Raw genomic sequence first — 20,366 nt, forward strand, 5'->3', positions numbered from 1 at the left:
GGCGTACTCCCGGGGGGTCAGCGGGTGCCCGGCCCGAGGAACGGCAGGCCCGGACCAGCATCACCCAGGGCCGACTCGACCGCGAGGAGGACTCCGGCCGTTCCCGTCGCCAGGTCGGCGGACAGGCGCAGGGTGTGGTCGCCGAGGAAGGCCAGGTGGCCGTCGCAGCGCACGGTGTGCCAGCCGAGGGCGTCCAGGTGGCGGGTGACGGCCGCCTCGGTGGCCGGGGTCCCGTCGTGCAGGTGGCGCAGGGCCAGCAGGGCGCCCGCCCGGCCGTGGAAGAGACCGGAGTTGAGCATGAAGGGCGGGGCGGTGACCTCGCGCAGGGCGTCCCGCGCGGCCTGGAACAGCGGGTCGTCCAGGACCCGCGCCGCCTCCTCGACGACCATGCCCAGGCCCGCGCCGCCGAAGGAGAGGAAGGGGACCTTCCACGGGGCGTCGGCGGAGCCGTCGGCCGACTCCGTCCAGCCCGCCTCCGCGAGGTCGTGCCGCAGCGACTCCCCCGCCAGGTGCAGGTACTTGGGGTCGGCGGTGGCCTCGTGGAGGCGGAGCATCAGCAGGGCGCCGCCCGCCGCGCCGCGCATCAGCCCGGGCCGGGGCCGGCCCGCGACCCCGCCGGGGCTCTGGTCGGCCAGCAGGGCCGCGATCCGCGCGGCCTCCTCCGTACGCCCGAAGTGCAGCTGGGTCAGGCCGATCCCGGCGAGGCCGCCGAACAGGCCGTGGTCCACGTCCTCCAGCGGGGCGGCGTCCACCCGGGCCAGTACGGCGGCGGCCTCCTCGGGCCGGCCGAGCCGGTCCAGGGCGTACGCGATCCCGCTCAGCCCGTCGTAGAAGCCGGGCCGCAGGTCGGGGGTGCGGGCGGCGGCGTCCACCAGCCAGGCCACGTGCTCCTCGGCCGGGGCGAAGCCCAGCTCGGACAGGGTCCACAGCACCCCGGCCGCGCCGAAGCCGAAGGAGGCCCCGCCGCCGGGCAGCGCGAACTGCTCGACGTCGCCCGGGAACAGCCGGTCCTCGCGGTGCGGGGTGGCGCTGGCCAGCAGGTCCTCGGCGAGGGTGCGCCGCAGCGCGGGCCAGCTCGCGGCGGTGGGCCGGGTCCACAGGGGCCGCGGGTCGGCCTCGGGGACGTGCCCGGGGTGCGGGTCGGCGCCCAGGTCCCGCCGGACCCGCTCCGCGAAGTCGGCCGGCACCGGGAAGTGGGCGGTGACCAGGTCGATCAGCTGGTCGACCTTGGCCGGGGACCAGGTCGCCATCACCGTCAGCGGTACGAACACGCCTAGCCGGACGCAGCCCAGCGCGTACCGGTCGACGGCGGTGCCGGTGTACCCGGCGGGGGCGCGGAAGCCGGGGGCGCCGATGACCGGCGCGGCCTCGTCCTCGACGGCCGTGGCGGTCTCCAGGTCGATGAAGGAGACGGTGTCGTCGGGGCGGACCATGATGTTGTTGGGGTGGAGGTCGCCGAAGACGACGCCCTTGGCGTGCATGGCGTCGACGCCCGCCTCGACCTGGTCGAGGACCTTCAGCGCCCAGGCCGTGTAGGCCTCGTAGGCGCCTTCGGTGCGGTCGTCGGCGACGAGCGGGTTGCGGCTGAGGAGCTCCCGGGCCAGGGATTTGCCGTCGACGTACTCGCGGGCCAGGAACCAGTGCTCGTGGCCCTTGCGGTAGTCGGTGACCGCGGGGATGCAGTCCAGACCGGCGAGCTTGTCCAGCGCCCAGTGCTCCCGCTCCAGCCGGGCCACGGCGTCGGCGCCCTCCTCGTCGAGGCCGGCCAGCGGGCGGGCCTCCTTGAGCAGGACGGACGCTCCGGTGCGGGTGTCGGTGGCCTCGTAGACCCCGCCGCCGTTGGAGAAGTGCAGGGCCCGGGTCGCCCGGAACGGGAAGTCGCCGAGGGTGGCGGAGTTGCGGGCGGCGAGGGCGCCGGCGAGGCAGTCGGGCAGGGTCACCCAGGACGGCGGCCGGAAGGACGGGCCGCGGACGTCGGGCACCAGGCGGCCCTCGGGGTCCTCGATGCAGTGCACCAGCTCGCCGGTCTCGGAGCGGCCCAGCCGGGAGACGAACCCGCCGTAGCGCACGTACAGCGGGCCGGAGCGCCAGCGCAGGTCGCTGAGGATGGTGGGGCCCCGCTCGCCGTCGAGGAGGTCCCCGAGTCCGGTGAGGATCCGCTCCAGCTGGGCCTCGTCGACCGGGTAGACGGTGAAGAACTTGCCGCTGCTGCCCCGGTCCCCGTACTTGCTGTTGCGCTGCTTGAGGATGGCGGCGCTGCGGATGAACTTGAAGGTGACCCGTTCGGCCACGCAGAAGTCCCAGACCAGGTCCAGGAGCCGGGGCGCGTTGTCGAGGGTGGCCGACACGTGGATCTTCCAGCCCTGGCCGGGCAGCCGGGTGTCCGGCGGGGTCATCAGCAGCCAGTGGGTGTTGTCGGTGCGGGTCCAGCCCTCGGGCAGCGGGCCCGTGACCGCCGGGAAGACGGTGGGGTCGGTGGCGGCGGTGGCCTCGACGTCGTAGAACGGATTGCCGGGCCGGCAGTAGTTCAGGTACCGAAGATCCATCATGCGCTCCGTTCGTGACGGGTGAAGTGGGCCGGGGGGGGAGGGCCGGGACGGGTTACCGGCGCCAGAGCGGGGTGACGTACTTCGCGTACAGCCACTCGCCCAGCGGGAGCCGTCCGAGGTCGACCTGGGCCGCTCCGGCACGGTCGGCCGGGGCCTGGGTGACGGTCAGCGGGTAGGCGGCGACGGGCAGTTCGAGCGGGGTGGACGCCACCGGGAGGAACGCCGACAGGGGCGCGGTGGTGCGGGTGGCGGCCCCGGCGGCGACGGTCGCGGTGCCGGTCTGCTCGCGGGTCATCACCCCGGCCCGGTAGAGCCGCACGGCGGCGTCGGGGCGGATGCCCGACAGGTCGGCGGTGCTCGGCAGGACCAGTTCGATCCGGCCCCGGTCGTCTTGGGCCACGTATCCGGCGGCCACGGTCAGCGGCAGCCGTACGAGGACCAGCGCGGCCCCGGCCGCCGCCGTGAGCAGCACGGCCGCGGCGGCGGTCCGCCACATCGGGGCGCCGGCGGTGCGGCCCTCCTTGGCGAGGCGGGTGAAGCCGAGGCCGATGCGGTAGACGAGGTAGCAGACGGCCATCAGCACGGTGGAGGTGCCGACGGCACCGAGCCGCTGGAGCAGGTCGGACCAGAGGGTCAGGGCGCCGGCGATGACGTAGAGGGGGAAGGCCATGCAGGCCAGGCCGAAGGCGACCGCCCAGGGCCGGCCGGGGAGTTCCCGGGTGTGGCGGCCGCCGAAGAGGACCTTGGCGAGGAAGCGGCGGGCGTCGGTCATGGCCCGGTCGCGCAGGTGCGGCACGTCGAGGTGGCTCATCAGCGCGATGTAGCCGTCGAGCTTCACGAAGGGCAGCAGGTTGACGATGCCGCTGGTGTAGGTGGCGACGGCGAAGACGAGGACGGCGTCGCGCAGGTCCGAGGCGCCGAGGAACAGGGCGGTCAGGGCGGCCGCGCCGGCGATGACGCTCTGCGTGGCGATCCCGGCGAGGGCGACGCGGACGCGCTGTTCCTTGCGGGAGAGGCGCCAGCCGTCGGAGACGTCGCAGAAGAAGGCGGGCGACATGTAGAAGAGCATCACGCCCATCCGGCTGGGCCGGCCGCCGTAGTAGGTGAGGACGGCGCCGTGGCCGACCTCGTGGACGGCGGTGGTGGCCAGGACGCCGATCAGGACGCCGAAGTAGGCGGAGAACGGGAGCGGCCGGCCGAGCGCGGCGTCCACCTCGGGGGCCAGCAGGGCCAGGGCGAGGACCCCGCCGAGGACGAACGCGGCGGCGAGGACGGCGGCGGCGCGGGAGGCCAGCAGGTTGATGACCGGGGTGAGGCGGGCCAGGAGCCGCTCGGGGCGCAGCACGGTGAACTGGAGGGTCATCGGGGGGACGAACCGGAACCAGGTGCTGCGGCGGGGGGCGGGCTTGCCGTCGTCGAGGACCTTGGTCTCGGCGAGCTTGCGCACGGCGGTGTCCACGTGCTGCGCGGTCCACGGTGGGCCGAGGACCTCGGCGAGGCCGGTGTGGTCGAGGGTGCCGTCCATGGCGCGGACCAGGCGGGCCATGTCGCGCTGGACGCGGAAGTGCTGGTGGTGGCCGCGCTGGAGGACCCAGGGGGCACCGGTCTCGGCGGGCTCGTGGATCTCGACGTCGGGGGCGACGCGGGGGCGTTCCAGGAGCGCGGGGTCCCAGTCGGCGGCGGCCGGGCGGGGTGCCGTCTTGGTGGACATGTCTGCATCACGCCTTAGATGACGTCGCGGGAGAGCAGGAGCTTGCGGGCGGTGAGGCCCGCGGCGGCCAGCCAGCCGGCGAGGACCGCGAGCGCGAGCGGTACGGAGAGCAGCTCGGGCTTGCCGTCGAGGTAGACGGAGCTCATCGCGATGGTGGGGAGGTACTTGGCGGCCTTGGGGGCGAGTTCCTGGACACCGGGGTCCACGAGGAGGGTCGTGGCCATGACGGTGACGACGGTGGCGAGCTGGTTGCGGATGATCCAGCCGAGGAGGGCGCCCCAGGGTGCGGCGATCGCGTTGACGGCGAGGACGCCGAGGGCGATGCGGGTGGTGTGGCCGGTCCAGTCGGTGCCGTAGCCGAAGTGGCCGGGCAGCAGGAAGGCGCAGGCGACGGCGAGGCCGATGGCGAGGAGGCCGTTCAGGACGCCGACGGCGGTGGCGACGAGCGCCTTGCCGGACAGCAGCCGCAGCCGGCCGCCGCTGAGGAGGACGGAGCGGGCGATGGCGCCGGAGGTGTACTCGCGGGTGACGAGGATGCCGCCGGCGACGGCGGACATCAGGAAGGTCATCATCCACGCCTGGACGATGTCGTCGGTGACGGCGGCGGCGGTGGTGCGGCCGGCGGCGACGGCCTCGTCGCCCTGGGAGGCGTACCCGAAGCTGGTGAGCAGGGACATGAAGATCCCGGCGGAGGCGAGGATCAGCCAGGTGCGGCCGGTCCAGGCCTTCATCCACTCGCCGGAGATGACGTTACGCATGGACGGGCCTTTCGGTGCGCGGGCCGGTGCCGGCTGCGGCGAGGGCGCCGGGGGCCGGGTCCTCGTCGTCGATCAGGGTGAAGAAGCGGTCTTCGAGGCGTTCGACGCCGTCGAAGGTGAGCTCGGCGAGGGAGCCGGCGAAGCGCAGGGTGCGCTGGACGATCACCACGTCGTCGACGGTCTGCTCGACCTCGGCGAGGAGGTGGCTGGAGACGAGGACGGTGCGGCCCTCGGCGGCGAGGGCGCGCAGGGTGTCGCGCAGCCAGCGGATGCCGTCGGGGTCGAGGCCGTTGGCGGGCTCGTCGAGGATCAGCAGTTCGGGGTCGCCGAGGAGGGCGGTGGCCAGGGCGAGGCGCTGGCGCATGCCGGTGGAGTAGCCCTTGGCGGCGCGGTCGGCGCTGTCGGTGAGGCCGACGCGGTCCAGGACCTCGTCGACGCGGCCGTCGCCGACGCCGAGGGCGCGGGCCCAGATCCGCAGGTCGCGGCGGCCGGAGGCGCCGGGGGTGGGGCCGATGCCGTCCATGCAGACGCCGACGCGGCGGGCGGCGTCGGGGAGTTCGGTGTAGGGGTGGCCGAAGATCGTGGCGGTTCCGGCGGTGGGGCGGACCAGTCCGAGCAGCATGCGCAGGGAGGTCGACTTGCCGGCGCCGTTGCGGCCGAGGAGGCCGGTGACGCGGCCGGGGCGGACCTCGAAGGTGAGGTCGTGGACGGCTTCGAAGGAGCCGAAGCGCTTCGTCAGGCCGTTGGCGCGGACGACGCCGGCGGCGCTCACCGCTTGTCCGTACGGGAGTTGGCGCCGATGCGGGCGACGCAGCCGATCAGCGCGAGGCCGAGGGCCACCATGGCGCCCACCTGTGCGGGGCCGGACAACTGCAGGTTGGCGACGGCGAGCGCTATCGCGAGGAGCGCGACGGTGGTCCCGAGCGCGCCGTTCGACCCCTTGCGGGGGTTGGCCTTCGCCATGTCTGTCTCCCTCTTCCTTCGGGTCTGTGCGGGTGGTTCACGGACGGCCCCGGGGGGCCCGCGGCGGTGGCTCTCGCCACCGCCACGGGACCAAGTCACCCTGGGCGACCGTTGGTTCGGTCGTCGTACTGCGTGACCGCTGCGGCAGCGGGTGCTGCCGGGACGATCAGGTGGCCAGCGTGGCGGACGCGATCGCGGCGCCGCTGATGACCAGGCCGGTCTTGAAGCCGGACCAGAAACCGGGGGCCTCCATGGCCTCCAGCTCCTGCATGCCGAGCTCCAGGCCCTGGGTGGGGATCTCCTGCTTCAGAACGTCCTGCATGTCTTCTCCTGTGATCGGTGTGATCGGTGATCGGTGTGACCGGTGCGGTCGGTGTGACCGGTGCGGTCGGTGTACCGCCCTGGGCGGTACGGGCTGCTCAGGTGGCGATGATGGCCGCGGAGGCGACGTAGCTGCCGTAGCCGGCGGCGGAGGTGACGATGACACCGGCGCTGACGCCGACGGCCGTCCACCAGCCCGGGGCCTCCATGGCCTCCAGCTCCTGCATCCCGAGCTCGAGGGCGGGGAAGGCGTCCTGCGCGAGGTTGTCCTGCATGGGTCTCTCCTGTTCCGTGTGGGTGGTGCGGTGGTGGTTCAGCGGATGGTCCGCGGGTACCGCCCTGGGCGGTACGGGCCGCTCAGGTGGCGATGATGGCCGCGGAGGCGACGTAGCTGCCGTAGCCGGCGGCCGAGGCGACGACGACACCGGCGCTGACGCCGACGGCCGTCCACCAGCCCGGGGCCTCCATGGCCTCCAGCTCCTGCATCCCGAGCTCAAGGGCGGGGAAGGCGTCCAGCGCGAGGTTCTCCTGCATGAGGTACTCCTGTTCCGGGTGAGTCGATCAGGGTGTGCTCTGCGGTGCTTTTTGCTGCTTTTTCGTGCTTTTCCGACCGCACCGCGCGACATGTGTGCCTACGGGTGCGGAAGCTCTTGGGTGGGGCGTGGCTCAGGCCGCGGTCCGGGCCAGCAGCCCGTACACCTCGTCGGTGCGCAGCCCGCCGAGCATCGGCAGTCCTGCTCCCCAGGCGCGGACGGTGCGGCCCGCGATGTCGGCGAGGCGGTCCGGTCCGGCGTCGATGCGCCGGCCGATCCCCCAGGAGTCGACGAGGGCCTCGATGCCCGCCGCCGGGTCCGCGGGCAGGGTGTCCGGGTCGGTGGCCCGCAGCCGGGACCACAGCCGTTCCAGCCGGGCGGCCGATCCGAGCCGGGTCTCGCCGCCGGCGATGGCCCGCCACAGGTGCGGCAGGATCGCGGCGACCGCGGTCATCTTGCGTACGCCGAGCGCGGAGGACAGCTCGTTGGCGATGAGCCAGCCCTTGACCGCGTACAGGTCGCGGCCCAGGTGCGCCCACTCGGCGTGGCTCAGCGAGCTGAGCTTGGCGATCTCCAGCCGCAGCCGGTCGCCGGTGGGGCGGCCCGCGCGGCGTGCGTCGCGCACCTCGTGCCCCAGCAGGACCAGCCGTTCGGCGATGGTCTCGACGAGGGCGTCCTCGGTGGGCAGTTCCCCGTGGTCGCCGACGTACGGGCTGACCGTGCGGAACAGTGCCTCCAGGACTCCCTCGGCGATGAGTTCGTCGTCGAGGGTGGCCGTGGCGGCCGGGTCGAGGACGGCCGCCGTGGGCCGCAGTGCGGTGCCCATGATGAGCCGCTTGCCCCGGAGCGGGTAGCCCAGGCAGGCGACCCCGCTGGACTCGGTGCCGGTGCCGACCGTGGTGGGGACGGCGACCAGCGGGAGCCCCCGGCGGGTGCCGGGGCCGAGGACCAGCAGTCCGCTGCGCTGCGGCACCGTGAGGCGGGCGTACGCGTCGGGGTTGGTCCTCAGCAGGGCGGCCAGTTTGGCCTGGTCGAGCAGGGAGCCGCCGCCGATGCCGACGAGGAGCTCGGTACCGCCGAGCCGGTCGGCGAGGTCCCGGACCGTGTTCAGGTCGCCGGGGCCGGACAGCTCCAGGACCCGGGTCCGGTACGGCGTCCGTTCCAGCAGGCCGCGCACCCGGCCGGTGACCGCGGCGCCGGCGACGGCCGCGTCCACGAGGACGGTGACCTGCCGTTCGGTGCGTCCGGTGAGCCAGGCGCCCAGGCTGTCGCAGCCGATCAGCTGCTGGGCCGGGGCGTGCCAGCCGGCGCTCACGCCGCTGCCCCGGCCGCCTCGGCGGCGGTCCGCGCCAGGTGGAGTTCGATCCCGGCGAGGACGCGGGCGAGGAGTTCGTCGAGGTCGGCGTCGGTGTAGGTGAGGGCGGGGATGAGCTGCACCCCGTTCACCCCGGGGTGGACGATGGCGCCGGCCTCCCGGATCGCCTGGACCAGGGCGTGGACCTGTTCCTGCGGGAAGGGGGTGCCGTCCGGGTCGCACAGCCGGACGGAGCGGAAGCAGCCCTGGCCGGTGGTCCCGGCGATCCGGGGGTGTGCGGCGGTCAGTGCGGCCAGTTCGGTGTCGAGTCGGGCCGACAGCCGCCGCCCGAGGGCGACCGCGTCGAGCCGGCGCATCTCGGCGAGGGTGGCGAGGATCGCGGCGCAGGTGACCGGGGTCCCGGCCTGGGTCTCGCCGTGGGTGAGGACGGAGCCGGCCTCGGTGAAGGCGTCCGCCACCTGCCGGGAGGCGATCACGACGGCCGCCGCGGCGGTGCCGTTGGTGAGGCCCTTGGAGGAGACGAGCAGGTCGGGCTGTTCGGGCCATTCCTGGGAGGCGAAGAGGCTGCCGGTGCGGCCGAAGCCGGTGGCGACCTCGTCGGCGACGAGCAGGAAGCCGTGCTCCCGGCGCAGCCTCAGCAGTTCGGCGAGGTACTCGTCGGTGAGGGGTACGGCGCCGCTGCCGAGGACCGGTTCGACGACGACGGCGGCGATCTGGCCGCCCTGCCGGGCCATGAGGGCGGCCAGTTCGGCCGGCTCGTTGGGGGTGACGTGGCGGACGAAGCGCTGGTCGACGGCGTACAGCTGCTGTCCGAGGTCGTCGCCGGTGAGGGCGAAGCTGCCGTAGGTCAGGCCGTGGTAGCTGCCGCGCAGTCCGACGACCACCTTGCGCTGGGGCTGCCGCCGCAGCGCCTGGTACTGCCGGGCGACCTTCATGACGAGGTCGTTGGCGGCGCCGCCGGAGGTGGAGAACAGCACGCGGCCGTAGTGGGCGGGGCCGCAGGCCTCGATCAGGGCCTCGGCGGCGCGCCGGGCGTAGGTGTTCTCGTAGCGGAAGACGGAGAGGTACGAGGCCTCGCGGAGGGCGTCGGCGCAGGCTCGGGCTATCTCCTCGTTGCCGTAGCCGATGTTGGTGTTCCACAGGCCGCTGGAGCCGTCGAGGAGTTCACCGCCGTCGGCGAAGCGGACCCGTACGCCGTGGGCGGAGACCGCGCAGAGGTCTTCGCGGCCCTGGTCGGCCGGGGCGGTCAGGGAGGGCCACAGCGGGTGGCCGGCGGGGTGGGCCGGGGGACGGTTCACGGGGTCACCTCCGTTTCCAGGAGTACGTCGTGGTGGCGCTCGCCCACGGAGGGCAGCGGGTGGCGGGAGCGGACCGCGAAGCCGGCGGCGGCCAGTTCGGCCTCCAGCAGCTCCTCGGGCAGGACGCCGATGGTGGTGGTGCAGACCTCGACCGGGCCCTCGTCGCCGATGACGGCGGGGAAGAGGGTGACGGTGCGGCAGCCGGAGTCGGGGGTCCAGTGCTCGAAGAGGCGGTAGGCGCGGCCGCTGTCGGTCACGATCTCCATGTCGACCTCGGCCGGCCCGGAGCCGGCGGCGGACATGTCGACCGTCGACAGCAGGAACCGTCCGCCGGGTGCGAGGTGCTCGCGCACCGCCCGGTAGAGGCCGGCCCGGCCCTCGGCGTCGAGGAGCGAGATCGTGGTGGTGCCGAGCACGATCACCCCGTACGTCCGGCCGAGGGAGAAGCGGCTCATGTCGGCGCGCACGGGCTCGCAGCGCTCGCGCAGGGCGGGCGGTGCGGCCGCCAGCCGCTGGTCGAGGAGGTCCAGCATGTGCGGGGAGAGTTCCAGGGCGGTGACCTCGCGGCCCAGCGCCAGCAGGGGCAGCGTGAGCCGTCCGGAGCCGGCGGCCAGGTCGAGGACGGGGCCGGGGGTGCGGCGGACCAGGGCGAGGAGCTCGCGCACCTCGTGGGTGCCGGTGCCGGCCAGGTCGTGGTAGACGGGGGCGCCGACGGCGTCGTACAGGTCGCAGAGGACGCCGCGCCCGCCGAGGGAGGCCAGCAGTTCGCCGGCCCGGCCGGGTACGGCGGCGGCGTCCGGGACGAGGGGGGCGTCGAGGGTGGCCGTCGTCAGGGTGGGTGCGGTGGTCATGGCGTCAGCTCCCCGCCGTCACGAGTTCGCCGGAGCGGTCGCCGGCGGCGCCCAGGGTGATCCCGGCGTCGGCGAAGTACGCGGCGACGCGCTCCAGCCCGTCCCGGTCGGCGTGGGCGGCGGCGGCCGCGGTGGAACCGGACACCAGCAGGGCCTCGGCGAGGCCGGCGGCGACGGGGTCGAGCCCGAAGGTGCGTCCGCTCGCGGGGTCGTGGACGTAGGCGGTCTCCCCGGACCACAGCAGCAGCGGCAGCCGGGCGTCCGTGCCGTCCGCGACGGGGCCCTCGGCGTCGGCGGCCCGGGCGGCGGCGCCGAGCCGTCCGCCGAAGCCGGAGACCCGTACGTCGGCCGCGCCGCGGGCCCGCAGGTCGCGGACGGCGCCGACGGCGGCCAGGTAGCGGCCCAGCCAGGGGCGCTCGGCGACCGGTGCGGCGGCGGCCGTGGCGGCGCCGGGCAACCAGCGCGCCTCCAGCTCGTCGAGGGTGTCCTCGCCGAGGACGCCGAGGGGGGCGCCGCCGGGGGCGGTGGACAGGGTGCCGTCCTGGCCGGCGTGGAGGCGGCGGCGGGGGCCGTCGCCGGCCGGGCCGGCGCCGAGGGCGGGCAGGTCGGCGAGCTGGATGACGGGGTTGGTGAGGAAGTCGGGGAAGACGCCCGTGCGGCGGGCCTCGTCGGCGTCGGCGAGGTAGGCGTCGAGGTCCATGTCGTCGGCGACGCGGATCAGCGTCGGGCCGACGACGGACATGTAGGCGCTGATTCCGTAGTTCTGGATCTGGAGGTAGAAGTCGGAGCCGAGGGAGCATTCGGCGCCGGGCTCGCTGAGCGATCCCTCGTAGCCGGCCAGGACCGGGCCTTCCGGTGTGCCGCCGTCCTCGACGAGGCCGGGTACGAACACCGTGGAATTCGGGCCGACGAGATCCGAGCCGAGCAGCGCGGAAAGGTGGGCCGCGTTCTCCAGTACGACTGTCGCGGCTCCCGTCGCGGAGTGGTCCGCGCCCGGCTTTCCCGTACCCCAGAGCATCAGCTGTCGTTTGATTCCCGCCATGACTCCCCCTTTCAATCAATTTCGAGCAGTACCGATGACGTCTTGTGAATGTGCGGAGCGATCAGGCCAGCGCGGACAGGATCGCCCTGAGTTCTTCGGTGGCCGCCTGCGGGCCGTAGAGGTTGGCCACGCCGGTGACGTTGAGGACGATCTCGTCGACGCCGGCCTCCTCGTATTCCCTCAGCCGTGCGACGAGTCCTTCCGCGTCGCCGCTGAGGAACGCGCCGCCTTCGACGGCGAGGCGCGCGTCGGCCTCCGGGTCCGTTCCGGTGATGCCGATCCCGGACTTGCGGAGCATGTCCGTGTAGTGCGGCAGCCGCAGGTGCGCCGAGTTGCTCGCCCAGGCGATCTCGCCGGGCGTGCGGTCGGCGCGGGTGAGCGCCAGGGGCACGATGGCCGTCAGCCTCGGCACCGGCCGGCCGGCCTTCGCCGCGCCCTCGCGCAGCGCCGGCAGGACGGTGTCCCTCAGGTAGGAGGCCGGGGTCAGCCAGGTGATCGCCACGTCGGCGACCTCCCCGGCCAGCCGGGCCATCGCCGGGCGCAGCACGCCGAGCCCGAGCTCCACCGGGGCGGAGGGGAACGGCGCGAGCTGCGCGTCCACGGTGACGTACTCGCCCTGGAGGCGGACGTGCTCGCCGGCCAGCAGGCCCCGTACGGCCGTGAGGTACTCGCGGGCCGCGGTGAGCGGACTGCGGTACGGGGCCCCCAGCAGCGCCTTCTGGAGGGACGGGGCTCCGGGTCCGAAGCCGGCGACCACCGGGTGCCCGGTGGCCAGGGCCAGCGAGCGGGCCTGGAGGGCGGCCTCGTAGGGGTGGCGCAGCGGCATGAGCGTCACCCCCAGTCCGGTCGGGACCCGGAATCCGGAGCCCGCGGCGTGGACGAAGCCGTGGTGGGGCTCGACCATCAGGGACTGTCCCTGCCAGAGCCTCTCGGCGTGGGTCCAGTGGACGAGTCCGGCGTAGGGGAGGATCTGTTCCGGCCTGCGCGGCAGGAACGGGATGAGGACCGAATGGGCGGTCATGGCGTGTGCTCCCCTCTTCCTTCCTCGTCCGCTTCCGTCAAATCCAGTCGAAGGTTTCGCGCCGGTCGGTGACCGGCTCCTGGCCGGGCCGGACCTTGCCCCCGAATACCGGGAGGTCCTTCAGGGACGGGGCGCAGGCGGCCGGGTTCTCGGCGAACTCGACGAGGTCCTTGAGGGAGAAGACGCACCGCGCCGTGTCCGCCGCCGAGGCCTGCGCCGGAGCGGAGGCGGTGGCGGTGTCGTGGGTGGGCGGGTGGATGAACGGGCCGCCGAAGGTGATGCCTGCGGCGATCGCGAATCCCGCGATGACCGGTGCGAATCGGGTCCGTCCCGTGAGCGTCTTCTTCATCTTTTCCCCCTGTGTCGTGCTGCCGTTGTTCCGACAAGGAGAAGACTGCCGATTCGAGCGGTCCTGTTGGGGCTTTCGAGGGCGCAGCTTCCTGCGCGGGGGCGTGCAGCAAGCTGCACGGCCGGAGGTTGCGGGAGGGTCCGGGGGCCCTCCGTTACCCATGGTCAGGGGGGTCGCCCGTTCGTATGATCGGCGTCACCGTGCTGACCACACGGGGCACCATCACGAGGGGGAACCATTGCGCGACGCCGGAAGCCTCACGCCCTTGGGCCTGTCGGCCGGGGACGAGGACCTGTACCGATGCCTGCTCCGTCTCTCGGAGGGGACTCCGGCCGATCTGGCCGCCCATCTGGGCCGTCCCGCGGCGGAGGTCGGTGAGTGGCTGGACCGGCTGGAGGGGATGGGGATGACCTCGCTCTCCGACAACGGCAGCATCCGCCCGGCGCCGCCCGCGATCGCGGTGCAGCGGCTGATCGACCTGCGGGTGCGGGAGCTGCGCGAGGAGCTGACCTCGCTGGCGGCGGAGCAGCGGGTGGTGGAGTCGCTGCTGGCGGAGCGGGACGCGGTGCGGCCGACGGCGCGGGAGGTGTCGGAACGGCCGGCGATCGAGCGGGTGGAGGGGACGCCGAACGTCCGGGCGGTGATCGACGAGCTGACGTTCTTCACCCGGCAGGAGGGGCTGACCACCCAGCCGCACGGGGCGTTGAGCGCGGCCAGCATCGAGGCCTCGCGGCCGCTGGACGCCCGGATCCTGCGGCGGGGGATACGGATGCGGACGATCATGCGGCCGGCGGCCGTGGAGGACGCCCCGACGCTGGCCTACCTCCAGGAGATCGCGGCGATGGGGGCGGAGATCCGGATCTCGGACAAGCCGCTGGAGCGGATGCTGGTCTTCGACCGGACGGCGGCGCTGACCCCGATCGATCCGCAGAACCCGCGGCTGGGGGCGCTGGTGATCCGGGAGACGGGTCTGGTGGCGAACCTGGTCTCGCTGTTCGAGCGGATGTGGTCGGACTCGGTGCCGCTGGAGGACGCGGTGGCCGCCCGGCCCGGTCCGGAGGGGGAGCTGAGCGAGATCGAGCGCAAGGTGCTGGCGACGATGTACCAGGCGGAGAAGGACGAGTCGGGGGCGCGCGAGGTGGGGGTGTCGGTGCGGACGTACCGCAAGTACGTGGCGGACCTGATGCAGCGGCTGGGGGCGACGAACCGTTTCCAGGCGGCGCTGCTGGCCCGCGACCACGGGTGGATCTGAGCCGGTTCGGGGGCGCGGTTAGCCTGTCGGCATGACCGGTGAATCGGAGTTCCACGAGGTCCTGCACTCCCTGCGCGTCTGGGACACCGTCCTGCCCGGCTTCGATCCGGCGGCGGCGCCCGCGGAGCCGGCGGAGCTGTTCCGGGAGTGGTTCGTGCACGCGGCGCGGGCGGGGCAGGCGGAGCCGCACACGATGAGCCTGGCGACGGTGGACGGCGGGGGCCGGCCCGACGCGCGGATCCTGATGCTGCACGAGGTGGACGCGCGGGGCTGGCACTTCGCCTCGCACGCCACCAGTGCCAAGGGCCGCCAGCTGGCGGACCGGCCGGAGGCGGCGCTGGTGTTCTACTGGCCGGCGGTGGGCCGGCAGGTCCGCGTCCGGGGCCGGGTGACGGCCTGTGGTGCGCGGGAGAGCCGGGCGGACCTGGCGGTGCGCTCGCGCGGGGCGCTGGCGGCGGCGCTGACCGGCCGGCAGAGCGAGGTGCTGGGCTCCCGGGAGGAGCTGGCGGCGGCCTCGGCGGCGGCGTGGGAGCGGGCGGGCGCGGAGCCGGACGCCCCGGCGCCGACCTGGACCCGGTACGTGCTGGAGCCGGTGGAGGCGGAGTTCTTCCAGGGTGACGCGGCCCGCCGCCACGTCCGGCTGCGCTACCGCCGTGACGGGCGGGACGGCTGGACCCGCGAGCTGCTCTGGCCCTGAGCCCGGACGCCCCACCGCCCCCCGGCCCGGCCGTTCTCAGGGCTGGAACACGGCGATCCACACCCCGTCGGCGATCTCCCGGAAGGTGACGCGCAGCGGCATGCCGACGCGCAGGTCCGCTTCGGGGCAGTCGACGACCTGGGTCATCATCCGGGGGCCTTCCTCCAGGTCGACGACGGCGGCCGTGTACGGGACCCGTTCGCCGAAGGGGGGCAGGTCGTTGCGGTGGATCACCGACCAGGTGTAAAGGGTCGCGCGGCCGCTCGCCGCCTCCCAGGCCACCCGGTCCTCGCCGGCCCAGCAGGAGGGGCAGAACTCGCGCGGGTAGTGGTGGGCGCGCCCGCAGTCGGCGCACCGCCGCAGCAGCAGCCGGCCGCGCGCGGCGGCGTCCCAGTAGGGGCGGGTGAACTCGTCGGCCTCGGGGAGGTCGTACCGTGCGGCGCTCACGTGAAGAGTCCGATCGCGGAGTCGAGGGACCAGGTCTGCCAGGCCATGGCGAAGAGGGCGACGGCGGAGATGAGCGCCATCATCGCGTTCTGTCCCTGCTCGGCCCAGTCGTGGATCATCAGCACGAGGTAGAGCAGGTTGAGCAGCAGTCCGCCCACCAGCGCCACCGGGGTCAGGAAGCCGAGGACCAGGCCCAGTCCCAGCGCGAGTTCCGCGTAGACGACCACGTACGCCATGAGCCGCGGGCGCGGCTGGACGACCGCCGCGAAGCCGCTCCTGACGAAGGACCACCGGTGTTTGCCGGCCACGTCGGCGGCCCAGGCGATGCCGGTGCCGCGTTCGAACCAGCCCTTCTTGTCCTTGTGCCGCCAGCTCTCCAGCCACCACAGGCCGAGGCCGATGCGCAGCACGGCGAGCCATTCGGCCCCGCTGAGCCAGATGGTCTGCATGGACCGCCACCCCTCCACTTGATCTGACGGTACGTCAGTTCAGCGGATCGGGGGCGATCGCGCAAGGCCTCAGACGACCTCCGTGAACAGCCGCCCGTACCCCTCGACCCCGTCCGCCCCCGCACCCGCCGCGCGCAGGGCGGACCACAGCAGGACCTGGTTCGCGGTCAGCACCGGGCGGCCCAGGGTGGCCTCCAGGGCCTGGATCACCCCGACCGCGCGGAAACCGTTCCCGCCGATCACGACCGCCTCCGCCGCGTCCCCCACCTGCCCCGCCACCCAGTCGTGCAGCCCCTGCGGGCTGACCTGCGCCTGCCCGCCGGGCAGCCCGCAGGGGGCCGCGTACGGGACCTCGAAACCGGCCTCCTCGTAGTAGCCGCGGCCCAGCTCGTTCAGCGTCTCGTCGAACCACGGCGGATCGACGAGCGCGATCCGCCCGGCCCCCAGGGCGCGCAGCGCCTCCACGGCGGCGGCGCAGGTGGCGACCACCGGCAGGCCGCCGGCCCGCTCGCGCAGCCGGGCCAGCATGTACGCCTCCCCGCGCGCGCCGATCACGTACGAGGAGCTCGTGAAGGCGTAGGCGATCGCCGCCACCGGCGCGGCCGCCAGCAGCGCGGCGGCCTCGTCCACCTGCGGGGGCTCGGCGAAGGCCCGTACGGGGGCCAGCGGGATCGTCGCCTCCGTCACGCCGCCGCGCCCCATCGCGGCGAAGGGCACCCGCGCGTAGTGCAGGCCGACCCCGGCCGGGGCCATGGCGCGCAGCTCCGACTCGGGGCCGACGTCGGCGTGGGGGGTGAGGACACCGAGGCGGACGCGTACGTCCCACCCGTCGGGCTGCCACATCACGCGCTCCTCTCCGAGTACCGGGACGCCCCACTTTGTCAGGGTCCGGCCGACTCCGCCGCCGAGCCGCGCCGGGCCGCGGACCGCCGGCCGGGCCCCCGTGACCGATCCGCAATCGATTCCCTCCTCGTCCGAGACCCATCAACCCTGTGTGTCGATACGCTCACTCCTCATGTCCGCGCCCGCACCCGACCTGACCAGCACCCAGCCCCGCCCCGTGTACGTGATCGGCGCGGGCCCCGGCGGCCTCGCCGTCGCCGCCGCGCTGCGCGCCCGGGGGGTGCGCGCGGTGGTCGTCGAGCGGTCGGACGCGGTCGCCCCCTCCTGGCGGGCCCACTACGAGCGGCTGCGGCTGCACACCACGCGGCGGCTGTCGGCCCTGCCGGGCCTGGCGATGCCCCGCCGCTTCGGCCGCTGGGTCGCCCGGGCCGACGTGGTCCGCTACCTGGAGAAGTACGCCGAACACCACGAGCTGGAGCTGGTCACCGGCGTCGAGGTCACCCGGATCGAGCGCGCCGCCGACGGGGAGGGCTGGACCCTGCACGCCTCGGGCGGCCGGCTGCTGGCGGCCGGGGCGGTGGTGGTGGCCACCGGCTTCAACCACACCCCGCACCTGCCGGCGTGGCCGGGGGCGCGGACGTACACCGGGCGGCTGCTGCACGCCTCCGGCTACCGCGAGCCCTCCCCGTACGCCGGGCAGGACGTGCTGGTGGTCGGCGTCGGCAACACCGGCGCCGAGATAGCCGTGGACCTCGCCGAGGGCGGAGCGGCCCGGGTGCGGCTCGCGGTGCGCACGGCCCCGCACATCGTGCGCCGCTCGACGCTGGGCTGGCCGGCGCAGCGCACGGGGATCCTCGTCCGCAGGCTGCCGGTGCGGCTCGTGGACCGGCTGGGGGCGCTGGCGGCGAAGGCCTCGGTGCCGGACCTGTCCGCGTACGGGCTCCCGCGGCCCGCGCCCGGCCTGTACAGCAGGGCGCGGCAGGGGGCCATCCCGGTCCAGGACGTGGGCCTGATCGACGCGGTCCGCACCGGCCGGGTGGAGCCCGTGGCGGCCGTGGCCTCCTTCGAGGACGAGCGCGTCCTCCTCGCGGACGGTACGGAGATCGCCCCGGACGCGGTCATCGCCGCGACGGGCTACCGCCGGGGCCTGGAGTCCCTGGTGGGCCACCTGGGCGTGCTGGACGAGCGCGGCCGCCCCCTCGCCCACGGCCCCCGGACCGTCCCGCAGGCCCCGGACCTCTACTTCCAGGGCTACACCAACCCCATCAGCGGCATGTTCCGCGAACTGTCCCGGGACGCGAAGCGCATTTCGAAGGCCCTCGCGCGCTAGGCAGGCGCTCGGCCGCCGCCGGGCCGTCGCTCGGCCGGATCCGGTCTGGACGGTCCCCGAACACCTCTGCCACCGTTCAGGCACACCACCTCCACCACCTTTCCTGCGCATCCCTGTTCCTGACGGCGCGTCAGTTCAGTAATCTGACAACACGTCAGCTAACGACGACTCCACCGAGGTTCATCGAGCAGGGCGGGGCGAAGCGATGCTTGGATCTACTCACGGCACCCTCACCACCGACTTCCGCGCACGGGTCGAGGCCTGCGGGGAGACCCCCAGGACCGCCGTCCACTCCACGGCGGCGCCGGCCGCCGGGGACACGGCCGAAGTGGACGTCAGCGGCCGGCCCCTGCACTCCGACGTACCCGACCTGGACCGGTTCTTCCGGCCGGAGTCGGTGGCCGTCATCGGCGCCTCGGACACCGAGGGCCGCCCCAACACCGGCATCACCCGCCAGCTGATCGCCTGGGCCGAACGCGTCGGCGCCCGCGTCCACCCCGTCCACCCCACCCGGACCTCCGTCTTCGGGCTGCCCTGCCACGCCTCCGTCGCCGAGCTGCCCGAACAGGTCGACCTGGCCGTCCTCCTCGTCGCCGATCCGATCCCGGTCATCGAGGAACTCGCCGACACCAAGGTCAAGTTCGCGGTCGCCTTCGCCTCCGGCTTCGCCGAGACCGGCGAGAGCGGCGCCGCCGCCCAGGCCCGGCTGGCCGCCGCCGTCCGGCGCTCGGGGCTGCGGCTGCTCGGCCCGAACACCAACCTCAACGCCTTCGAGAGGTTCCGCGAGGACCTCGACGGGCCGGCCATCGCCCTGATCACCCAGTCCGGCCACCAGGGGCGGCCCGTCTACACCCTCCAGGAGCTGGGCATCCGCCTCTCCCACTGGGCCCCCACGGGCAACGAGGCCGACCTGGAGACCTCCGACTTCATCTCGTACTTCGCCGAGCGCCCCGAGGTCGGGGCCATCGCCTGCTACGTCGAGGGCCTCAAGGACGGCCGCGCCTTCCTCCTCGCCGCCGACCGGGCCGCCCGCAACAGGGTCCCCGTCGTCGCCGTCAAGGTCGGCCGCACCGAGACCGGCGCCCGGATGGCCGCCTCCCACACCGGCAAGCTGACCGGCGCCGACACCGTCGTGGACGCCGCCATGCGCCAGTTCGGGGTCATCCGCGTGGACGGCCTCGACGAGCTCCAGGACACCGCCGCCCTCCTCGCCCGGGCCAGGCCCCCGCAGGCCGAGGGGGTCGTCGTCTACTCCATCTCCGGCGGCACCGGAGCCCACTTCTCCGACCTGGCCACCGAGGCCGGCCTCACCCTCCCGGCCCTCTCGGAGGCCAAACAGGCCGAGCTCCACCAGTGGATCCCGTCCTACCTCAACGTCGCCAACCCCGTCGACAACGGCGGCCACCCCGTCGGCGACTGGCGCGGCCGCAAGATCATCGACGCGATCCTCGCGGACCCCTCCGTCGGCGTGCTGATCTGTCCGATCACCGGCCCCTTCCCCCCGATGAGCGACAAGCTCGCCCAGGACCTCGTCGACGCCGCCGAAGCCACCGACAAGCTGGTCTGCGTCATCTGGGGCTCCCCCGTCGGCACCGAGGAGGCGTACCGCTCCACCCTCCTCGGCTCCTCCCGCGTGGCCACGTTCCGCACCTTCGGCAACTGCATCACCGCCGTCCGCGCCTACCTCGGCCACCACCGCTTCACGGCCTCCTACCGCTCCCCCTTCGACGAGGCCCCCCGCACCCCCTCCCCCTCCTACCGCAAGGCCCAGGCCCTGATGCGCCCCGGCCAGCAGCTCAGCGAACACTCCGCCAAGCAGCTGCTGCGCGCCTACGGCATCCGCGTCCCGCGCGAACAGCTGGTCACCAGCGCGGCGGCCGCCGTCCGCGCGGCGGGCCTGGTCGGCTACCCGGTGGTGATGAAGGCCTCGGGCCCCCAGCTGGCCCACAAGACGGAACTCGGCCTGGTCAAGGTCGGCCTCACCTCGGCGAGCCAGATCCGCGACGCGTACCGCGAGCTGACGGACATCGCCCGCTACGAGAACATCCCGCTGGACGGGATCCTGGTCTGCCAGATGGTCGAACGCGGCGTCGAGATGGTCGTCGGCGTCACCCGGGACCCCCTCTTCGGCCCGACCGTCACCGTGGGCCTGGGCGGCGTCCTGGTGGAGGTCCTCCACGACGCGGCGGTCCGCGTACCCCCCTTCGGGGAGGACCAGGCCCGCACGATGCTCCGCGAACTCCGTGGCGCGGCCCTGCTGGACGGCGTACGGGGGGCTCCGCCGGCGGACGTGGACGCGCTGGTGGAGGTGGTGCTCCGGGTCCAGCGGATGGCCCTCGAACTGGGCGACGAGCTGTCGGAGCTGGACATCAACCCCCTGATGGTCCTCCCCCGCGGCCAGGGGGCGGTGGCACTGGACGCACTGGCCATCTGCCACTGAGCTGCGCGGGGCCCCGGCGTGCCGCTGCGCGGGGCCTCCCCGGGGCTCCGCCCCAGACCCCCGCGCCTCAAACGCCGGCGGGGCTGGAATTTCGCTGCGCGAAATCCAGCCCGCGCGGCGTTTGAGCGCACCGGGCGCGGAGCGCCCGGAACGGGTCCGGGCAGCGCCCGGGGAACGGTGGAAGGGCGGGTAGGGGA

Annotated in this window: 21 protein-coding genes; 4 read left to right on the forward strand and 17 right to left on the reverse strand. The window is 74.1% G+C overall.

From position 1 onward, the window contains the following. Positions 1-17: 17 nt before the first annotated feature. The 14 genes from lanKC to AB0O29_RS22185 form a co-directional block, all read right to left on the reverse strand. Positions 18-2,546, reverse strand: coding sequence for a class III lanthionine synthetase LanKC (gene lanKC, locus AB0O29_RS22120; RefSeq protein ID WP_365153848.1), 2,529 nt, complete (start codon positions 2,544-2,546; stop codon positions 18-20). Between the two features lie 55 nt (positions 2,547-2,601). Further along, the gene (gene mpaP / locus AB0O29_RS22125) at positions 2,602-4,260 is read right to left on the reverse strand and encodes a daptide biosynthesis intramembrane metalloprotease (RefSeq protein ID WP_365153850.1); all 1,659 of its coding nucleotides are present in this window, start codon (positions 4,258-4,260) and stop codon (positions 2,602-2,604) included. Between the two features lie 14 nt (positions 4,261-4,274). Then, entirely contained in the window at positions 4,275-5,018 is a 744-nt protein-coding gene (locus AB0O29_RS22130) for an ABC transporter permease (protein WP_365153852.1), read from the reverse strand. After that, a complete protein-coding gene (locus AB0O29_RS22135; RefSeq protein ID WP_365153854.1) occupies positions 5,011-5,790 on the reverse strand; it encodes an ATP-binding cassette domain-containing protein in 780 nt (259 codons plus the stop codon). The genes AB0O29_RS22130 and AB0O29_RS22135 overlap by 8 nt, the downstream gene beginning before the upstream one ends. Beyond that, the gene (locus AB0O29_RS22140; RefSeq protein ID WP_365153856.1) at positions 5,787-5,981 is read right to left on the reverse strand and encodes a hypothetical protein; all 195 of its coding nucleotides are present in this window, start codon (positions 5,979-5,981) and stop codon (positions 5,787-5,789) included. Before AB0O29_RS22140 ends, AB0O29_RS22135 begins: the two co-directional genes overlap by 4 nt. A 166-nt stretch (positions 5,982-6,147) precedes the next feature. Next, entirely contained in the window at positions 6,148-6,303 is a 156-nt protein-coding gene (locus AB0O29_RS22145; RefSeq protein WP_365153858.1) for a daptide-type RiPP, read from the reverse strand. Positions 6,304-6,400: 97 nt separating this feature from the next. Further along, on the reverse strand, positions 6,401-6,577 hold the full coding sequence (locus AB0O29_RS22150; RefSeq protein ID WP_365153860.1) for a daptide-type RiPP: 177 nt from the start codon (positions 6,575-6,577) through the stop codon (positions 6,401-6,403). Between the two features lie 82 nt (positions 6,578-6,659). Continuing rightward, a complete protein-coding gene (locus AB0O29_RS22155; protein ID WP_365153862.1) occupies positions 6,660-6,836 on the reverse strand; it encodes a daptide-type RiPP in 177 nt (58 codons plus the stop codon). 132 nt (positions 6,837-6,968) lie between these two features. Then, positions 6,969-8,150 carry a daptide-type RiPP biosynthesis dehydogenase gene (gene mpaC / locus AB0O29_RS22160; protein WP_365153864.1) on the reverse strand — a complete coding sequence of 394 codons (1,182 nt, stop codon included), beginning with the start codon at positions 8,148-8,150 and terminating at the stop codon, positions 6,969-6,971. Then, entirely contained in the window at positions 8,147-9,448 is a 1,302-nt protein-coding gene (gene mpaD, locus AB0O29_RS22165) for a daptide-type RiPP biosynthesis aminotransferase (protein WP_365153866.1), read from the reverse strand. Before mpaD ends, mpaC begins: the two co-directional genes overlap by 4 nt. Beyond that, positions 9,445-10,299: a daptide-type RiPP biosynthesis methyltransferase gene (gene mpaM / locus AB0O29_RS22170; protein WP_365153867.1), complete on the reverse strand. Its 855-nt coding sequence runs from the start codon at positions 10,297-10,299 to the stop codon at positions 9,445-9,447. The genes mpaD and mpaM overlap by 4 nt, the downstream gene beginning before the upstream one ends. 4 nt (positions 10,300-10,303) lie before the next feature. Beyond that, on the reverse strand, positions 10,304-11,341 hold the full coding sequence (mpaB, locus tag AB0O29_RS22175) for a daptide biosynthesis RiPP recognition protein (RefSeq protein WP_365153868.1): 1,038 nt from the start codon (positions 11,339-11,341) through the stop codon (positions 10,304-10,306). A gap of 61 nt (positions 11,342-11,402) precedes the next feature. Then, positions 11,403-12,362, reverse strand: a complete 960-nt coding sequence (locus AB0O29_RS22180; RefSeq protein ID WP_365153870.1) for an LLM class flavin-dependent oxidoreductase — start codon at positions 12,360-12,362, stop codon at positions 11,403-11,405. 37 nt (positions 12,363-12,399) lie between these two features. After that, positions 12,400-12,711: a hypothetical protein gene (locus AB0O29_RS22185; RefSeq protein WP_365153872.1), complete on the reverse strand. Its 312-nt coding sequence runs from the start codon at positions 12,709-12,711 to the stop codon at positions 12,400-12,402. 265 nt (positions 12,712-12,976) lie between these two features. Here AB0O29_RS22185 and AB0O29_RS22190 point away from each other — a divergent pair, with 265 nt between their 5' ends. Both AB0O29_RS22190 and AB0O29_RS22195 read left to right on the forward strand, forming a co-directional pair. After that, positions 12,977-13,963: a LuxR C-terminal-related transcriptional regulator gene (locus AB0O29_RS22190; RefSeq protein WP_365153874.1), complete on the forward strand. Its 987-nt coding sequence runs from the start codon at positions 12,977-12,979 to the stop codon at positions 13,961-13,963. 31 nt (positions 13,964-13,994) lie between these two features. Beyond that, positions 13,995-14,660 carry a pyridoxal 5'-phosphate synthase gene (locus AB0O29_RS22195; protein ID WP_365153876.1) on the forward strand — a complete coding sequence of 222 codons (666 nt, stop codon included), beginning with the start codon at positions 13,995-13,997 and terminating at the stop codon, positions 14,658-14,660. A 36-nt stretch (positions 14,661-14,696) separates the two neighbouring features. On the opposite strand, the gene AB0O29_RS22200 is transcribed toward AB0O29_RS22195, so the two are convergent. The 3 genes from AB0O29_RS22200 to AB0O29_RS22210 form a co-directional block, all read right to left on the reverse strand. Next, positions 14,697-15,107, reverse strand: a complete 411-nt coding sequence (locus AB0O29_RS22200) for a Zn-ribbon domain-containing OB-fold protein (RefSeq protein WP_365153878.1) — start codon at positions 15,105-15,107, stop codon at positions 14,697-14,699. Continuing rightward, a complete protein-coding gene (locus tag AB0O29_RS22205; protein WP_365153880.1) occupies positions 15,104-15,556 on the reverse strand; it encodes a DoxX family protein in 453 nt (150 codons plus the stop codon). The genes AB0O29_RS22200 and AB0O29_RS22205 overlap by 4 nt, the downstream gene beginning before the upstream one ends. 69 nt (positions 15,557-15,625) lie before the next feature. Further along, on the reverse strand, positions 15,626-16,399 hold the full coding sequence (locus AB0O29_RS22210; RefSeq protein WP_365153882.1) for a maleate cis-trans isomerase: 774 nt from the start codon (positions 16,397-16,399) through the stop codon (positions 15,626-15,628). A 172-nt stretch (positions 16,400-16,571) separates the two neighbouring features. Here AB0O29_RS22210 and AB0O29_RS22215 point away from each other — a divergent pair, with 172 nt between their 5' ends. Beyond that, entirely contained in the window at positions 16,572-17,729 is a 1,158-nt protein-coding gene (locus AB0O29_RS22215; protein ID WP_365153884.1) for an NAD(P)/FAD-dependent oxidoreductase, read from the forward strand. A 205-nt stretch (positions 17,730-17,934) separates the two neighbouring features. Beyond that, a complete protein-coding gene (locus AB0O29_RS22220) occupies positions 17,935-20,169 on the forward strand; it encodes an acetate--CoA ligase family protein (protein WP_365153886.1) in 2,235 nt (744 codons plus the stop codon). Positions 20,170-20,366: the final 197 nt, after the last annotated feature.

The organism is Streptomyces sp. NPDC089915, assembly GCF_040684675.1.
Lineage (GTDB): Bacteria > Actinomycetota > Actinomycetes > Streptomycetales > Streptomycetaceae > Streptomyces.

Coding starts and splice junctions, on each gene's coding strand:
- AB0O29_RS22145 (WP_365153858.1), bottom strand. CDS start 6,303: ATGCAGGACGTTCTGAAGCAGGAGATCCCCACCCAGGGCCTGGAGCTC.
- AB0O29_RS22195 (WP_365153876.1), top strand. CDS start 13,995: ATGACCGGTGAATCGGAGTTCCACGAGGTCCTGCACTCCCTGCGCGTC.
- AB0O29_RS22180 (WP_365153870.1), bottom strand. CDS start 12,362: ATGACCGCCCATTCGGTCCTCATCCCGTTCCTGCCGCGCAGGCCGGAA.
- AB0O29_RS22140 (WP_365153856.1), bottom strand. CDS start 5,981: ATGGCGAAGGCCAACCCCCGCAAGGGGTCGAACGGCGCGCTCGGGACC.
- AB0O29_RS22215 (WP_365153884.1), top strand. CDS start 16,572: ATGTCCGCGCCCGCACCCGACCTGACCAGCACCCAGCCCCGCCCCGTG.
- lanKC (WP_365153848.1), bottom strand. CDS start 2,546: ATGGATCTTCGGTACCTGAACTACTGCCGGCCCGGCAATCCGTTCTAC.
- AB0O29_RS22155 (WP_365153862.1), bottom strand. CDS start 6,836: ATGCAGGAGAACCTCGCGCTGGACGCCTTCCCCGCCCTTGAGCTCGGG.
- AB0O29_RS22210 (WP_365153882.1), bottom strand. CDS start 16,399: ATGTGGCAGCCCGACGGGTGGGACGTACGCGTCCGCCTCGGTGTCCTC.
- mpaM (WP_365153867.1), bottom strand. CDS start 10,299: ATGACCACCGCACCCACCCTGACGACGGCCACCCTCGACGCCCCCCTC.
- AB0O29_RS22220 (WP_365153886.1), top strand. CDS start 17,935: ATGCTTGGATCTACTCACGGCACCCTCACCACCGACTTCCGCGCACGG.
- AB0O29_RS22130 (WP_365153852.1), bottom strand. CDS start 5,018: ATGCGTAACGTCATCTCCGGCGAGTGGATGAAGGCCTGGACCGGCCGC.
- mpaP (WP_365153850.1), bottom strand. CDS start 4,260: ATGTCCACCAAGACGGCACCCCGCCCGGCCGCCGCCGACTGGGACCCC.
- AB0O29_RS22205 (WP_365153880.1), bottom strand. CDS start 15,556: ATGCAGACCATCTGGCTCAGCGGGGCCGAATGGCTCGCCGTGCTGCGC.
- AB0O29_RS22150 (WP_365153860.1), bottom strand. CDS start 6,577: ATGCAGGACAACCTCGCGCAGGACGCCTTCCCCGCCCTCGAGCTCGGG.
- AB0O29_RS22185 (WP_365153872.1), bottom strand. CDS start 12,711: ATGAAGAAGACGCTCACGGGACGGACCCGATTCGCACCGGTCATCGCG.
- mpaB (WP_365153868.1), bottom strand. CDS start 11,341: ATGGCGGGAATCAAACGACAGCTGATGCTCTGGGGTACGGGAAAGCCG.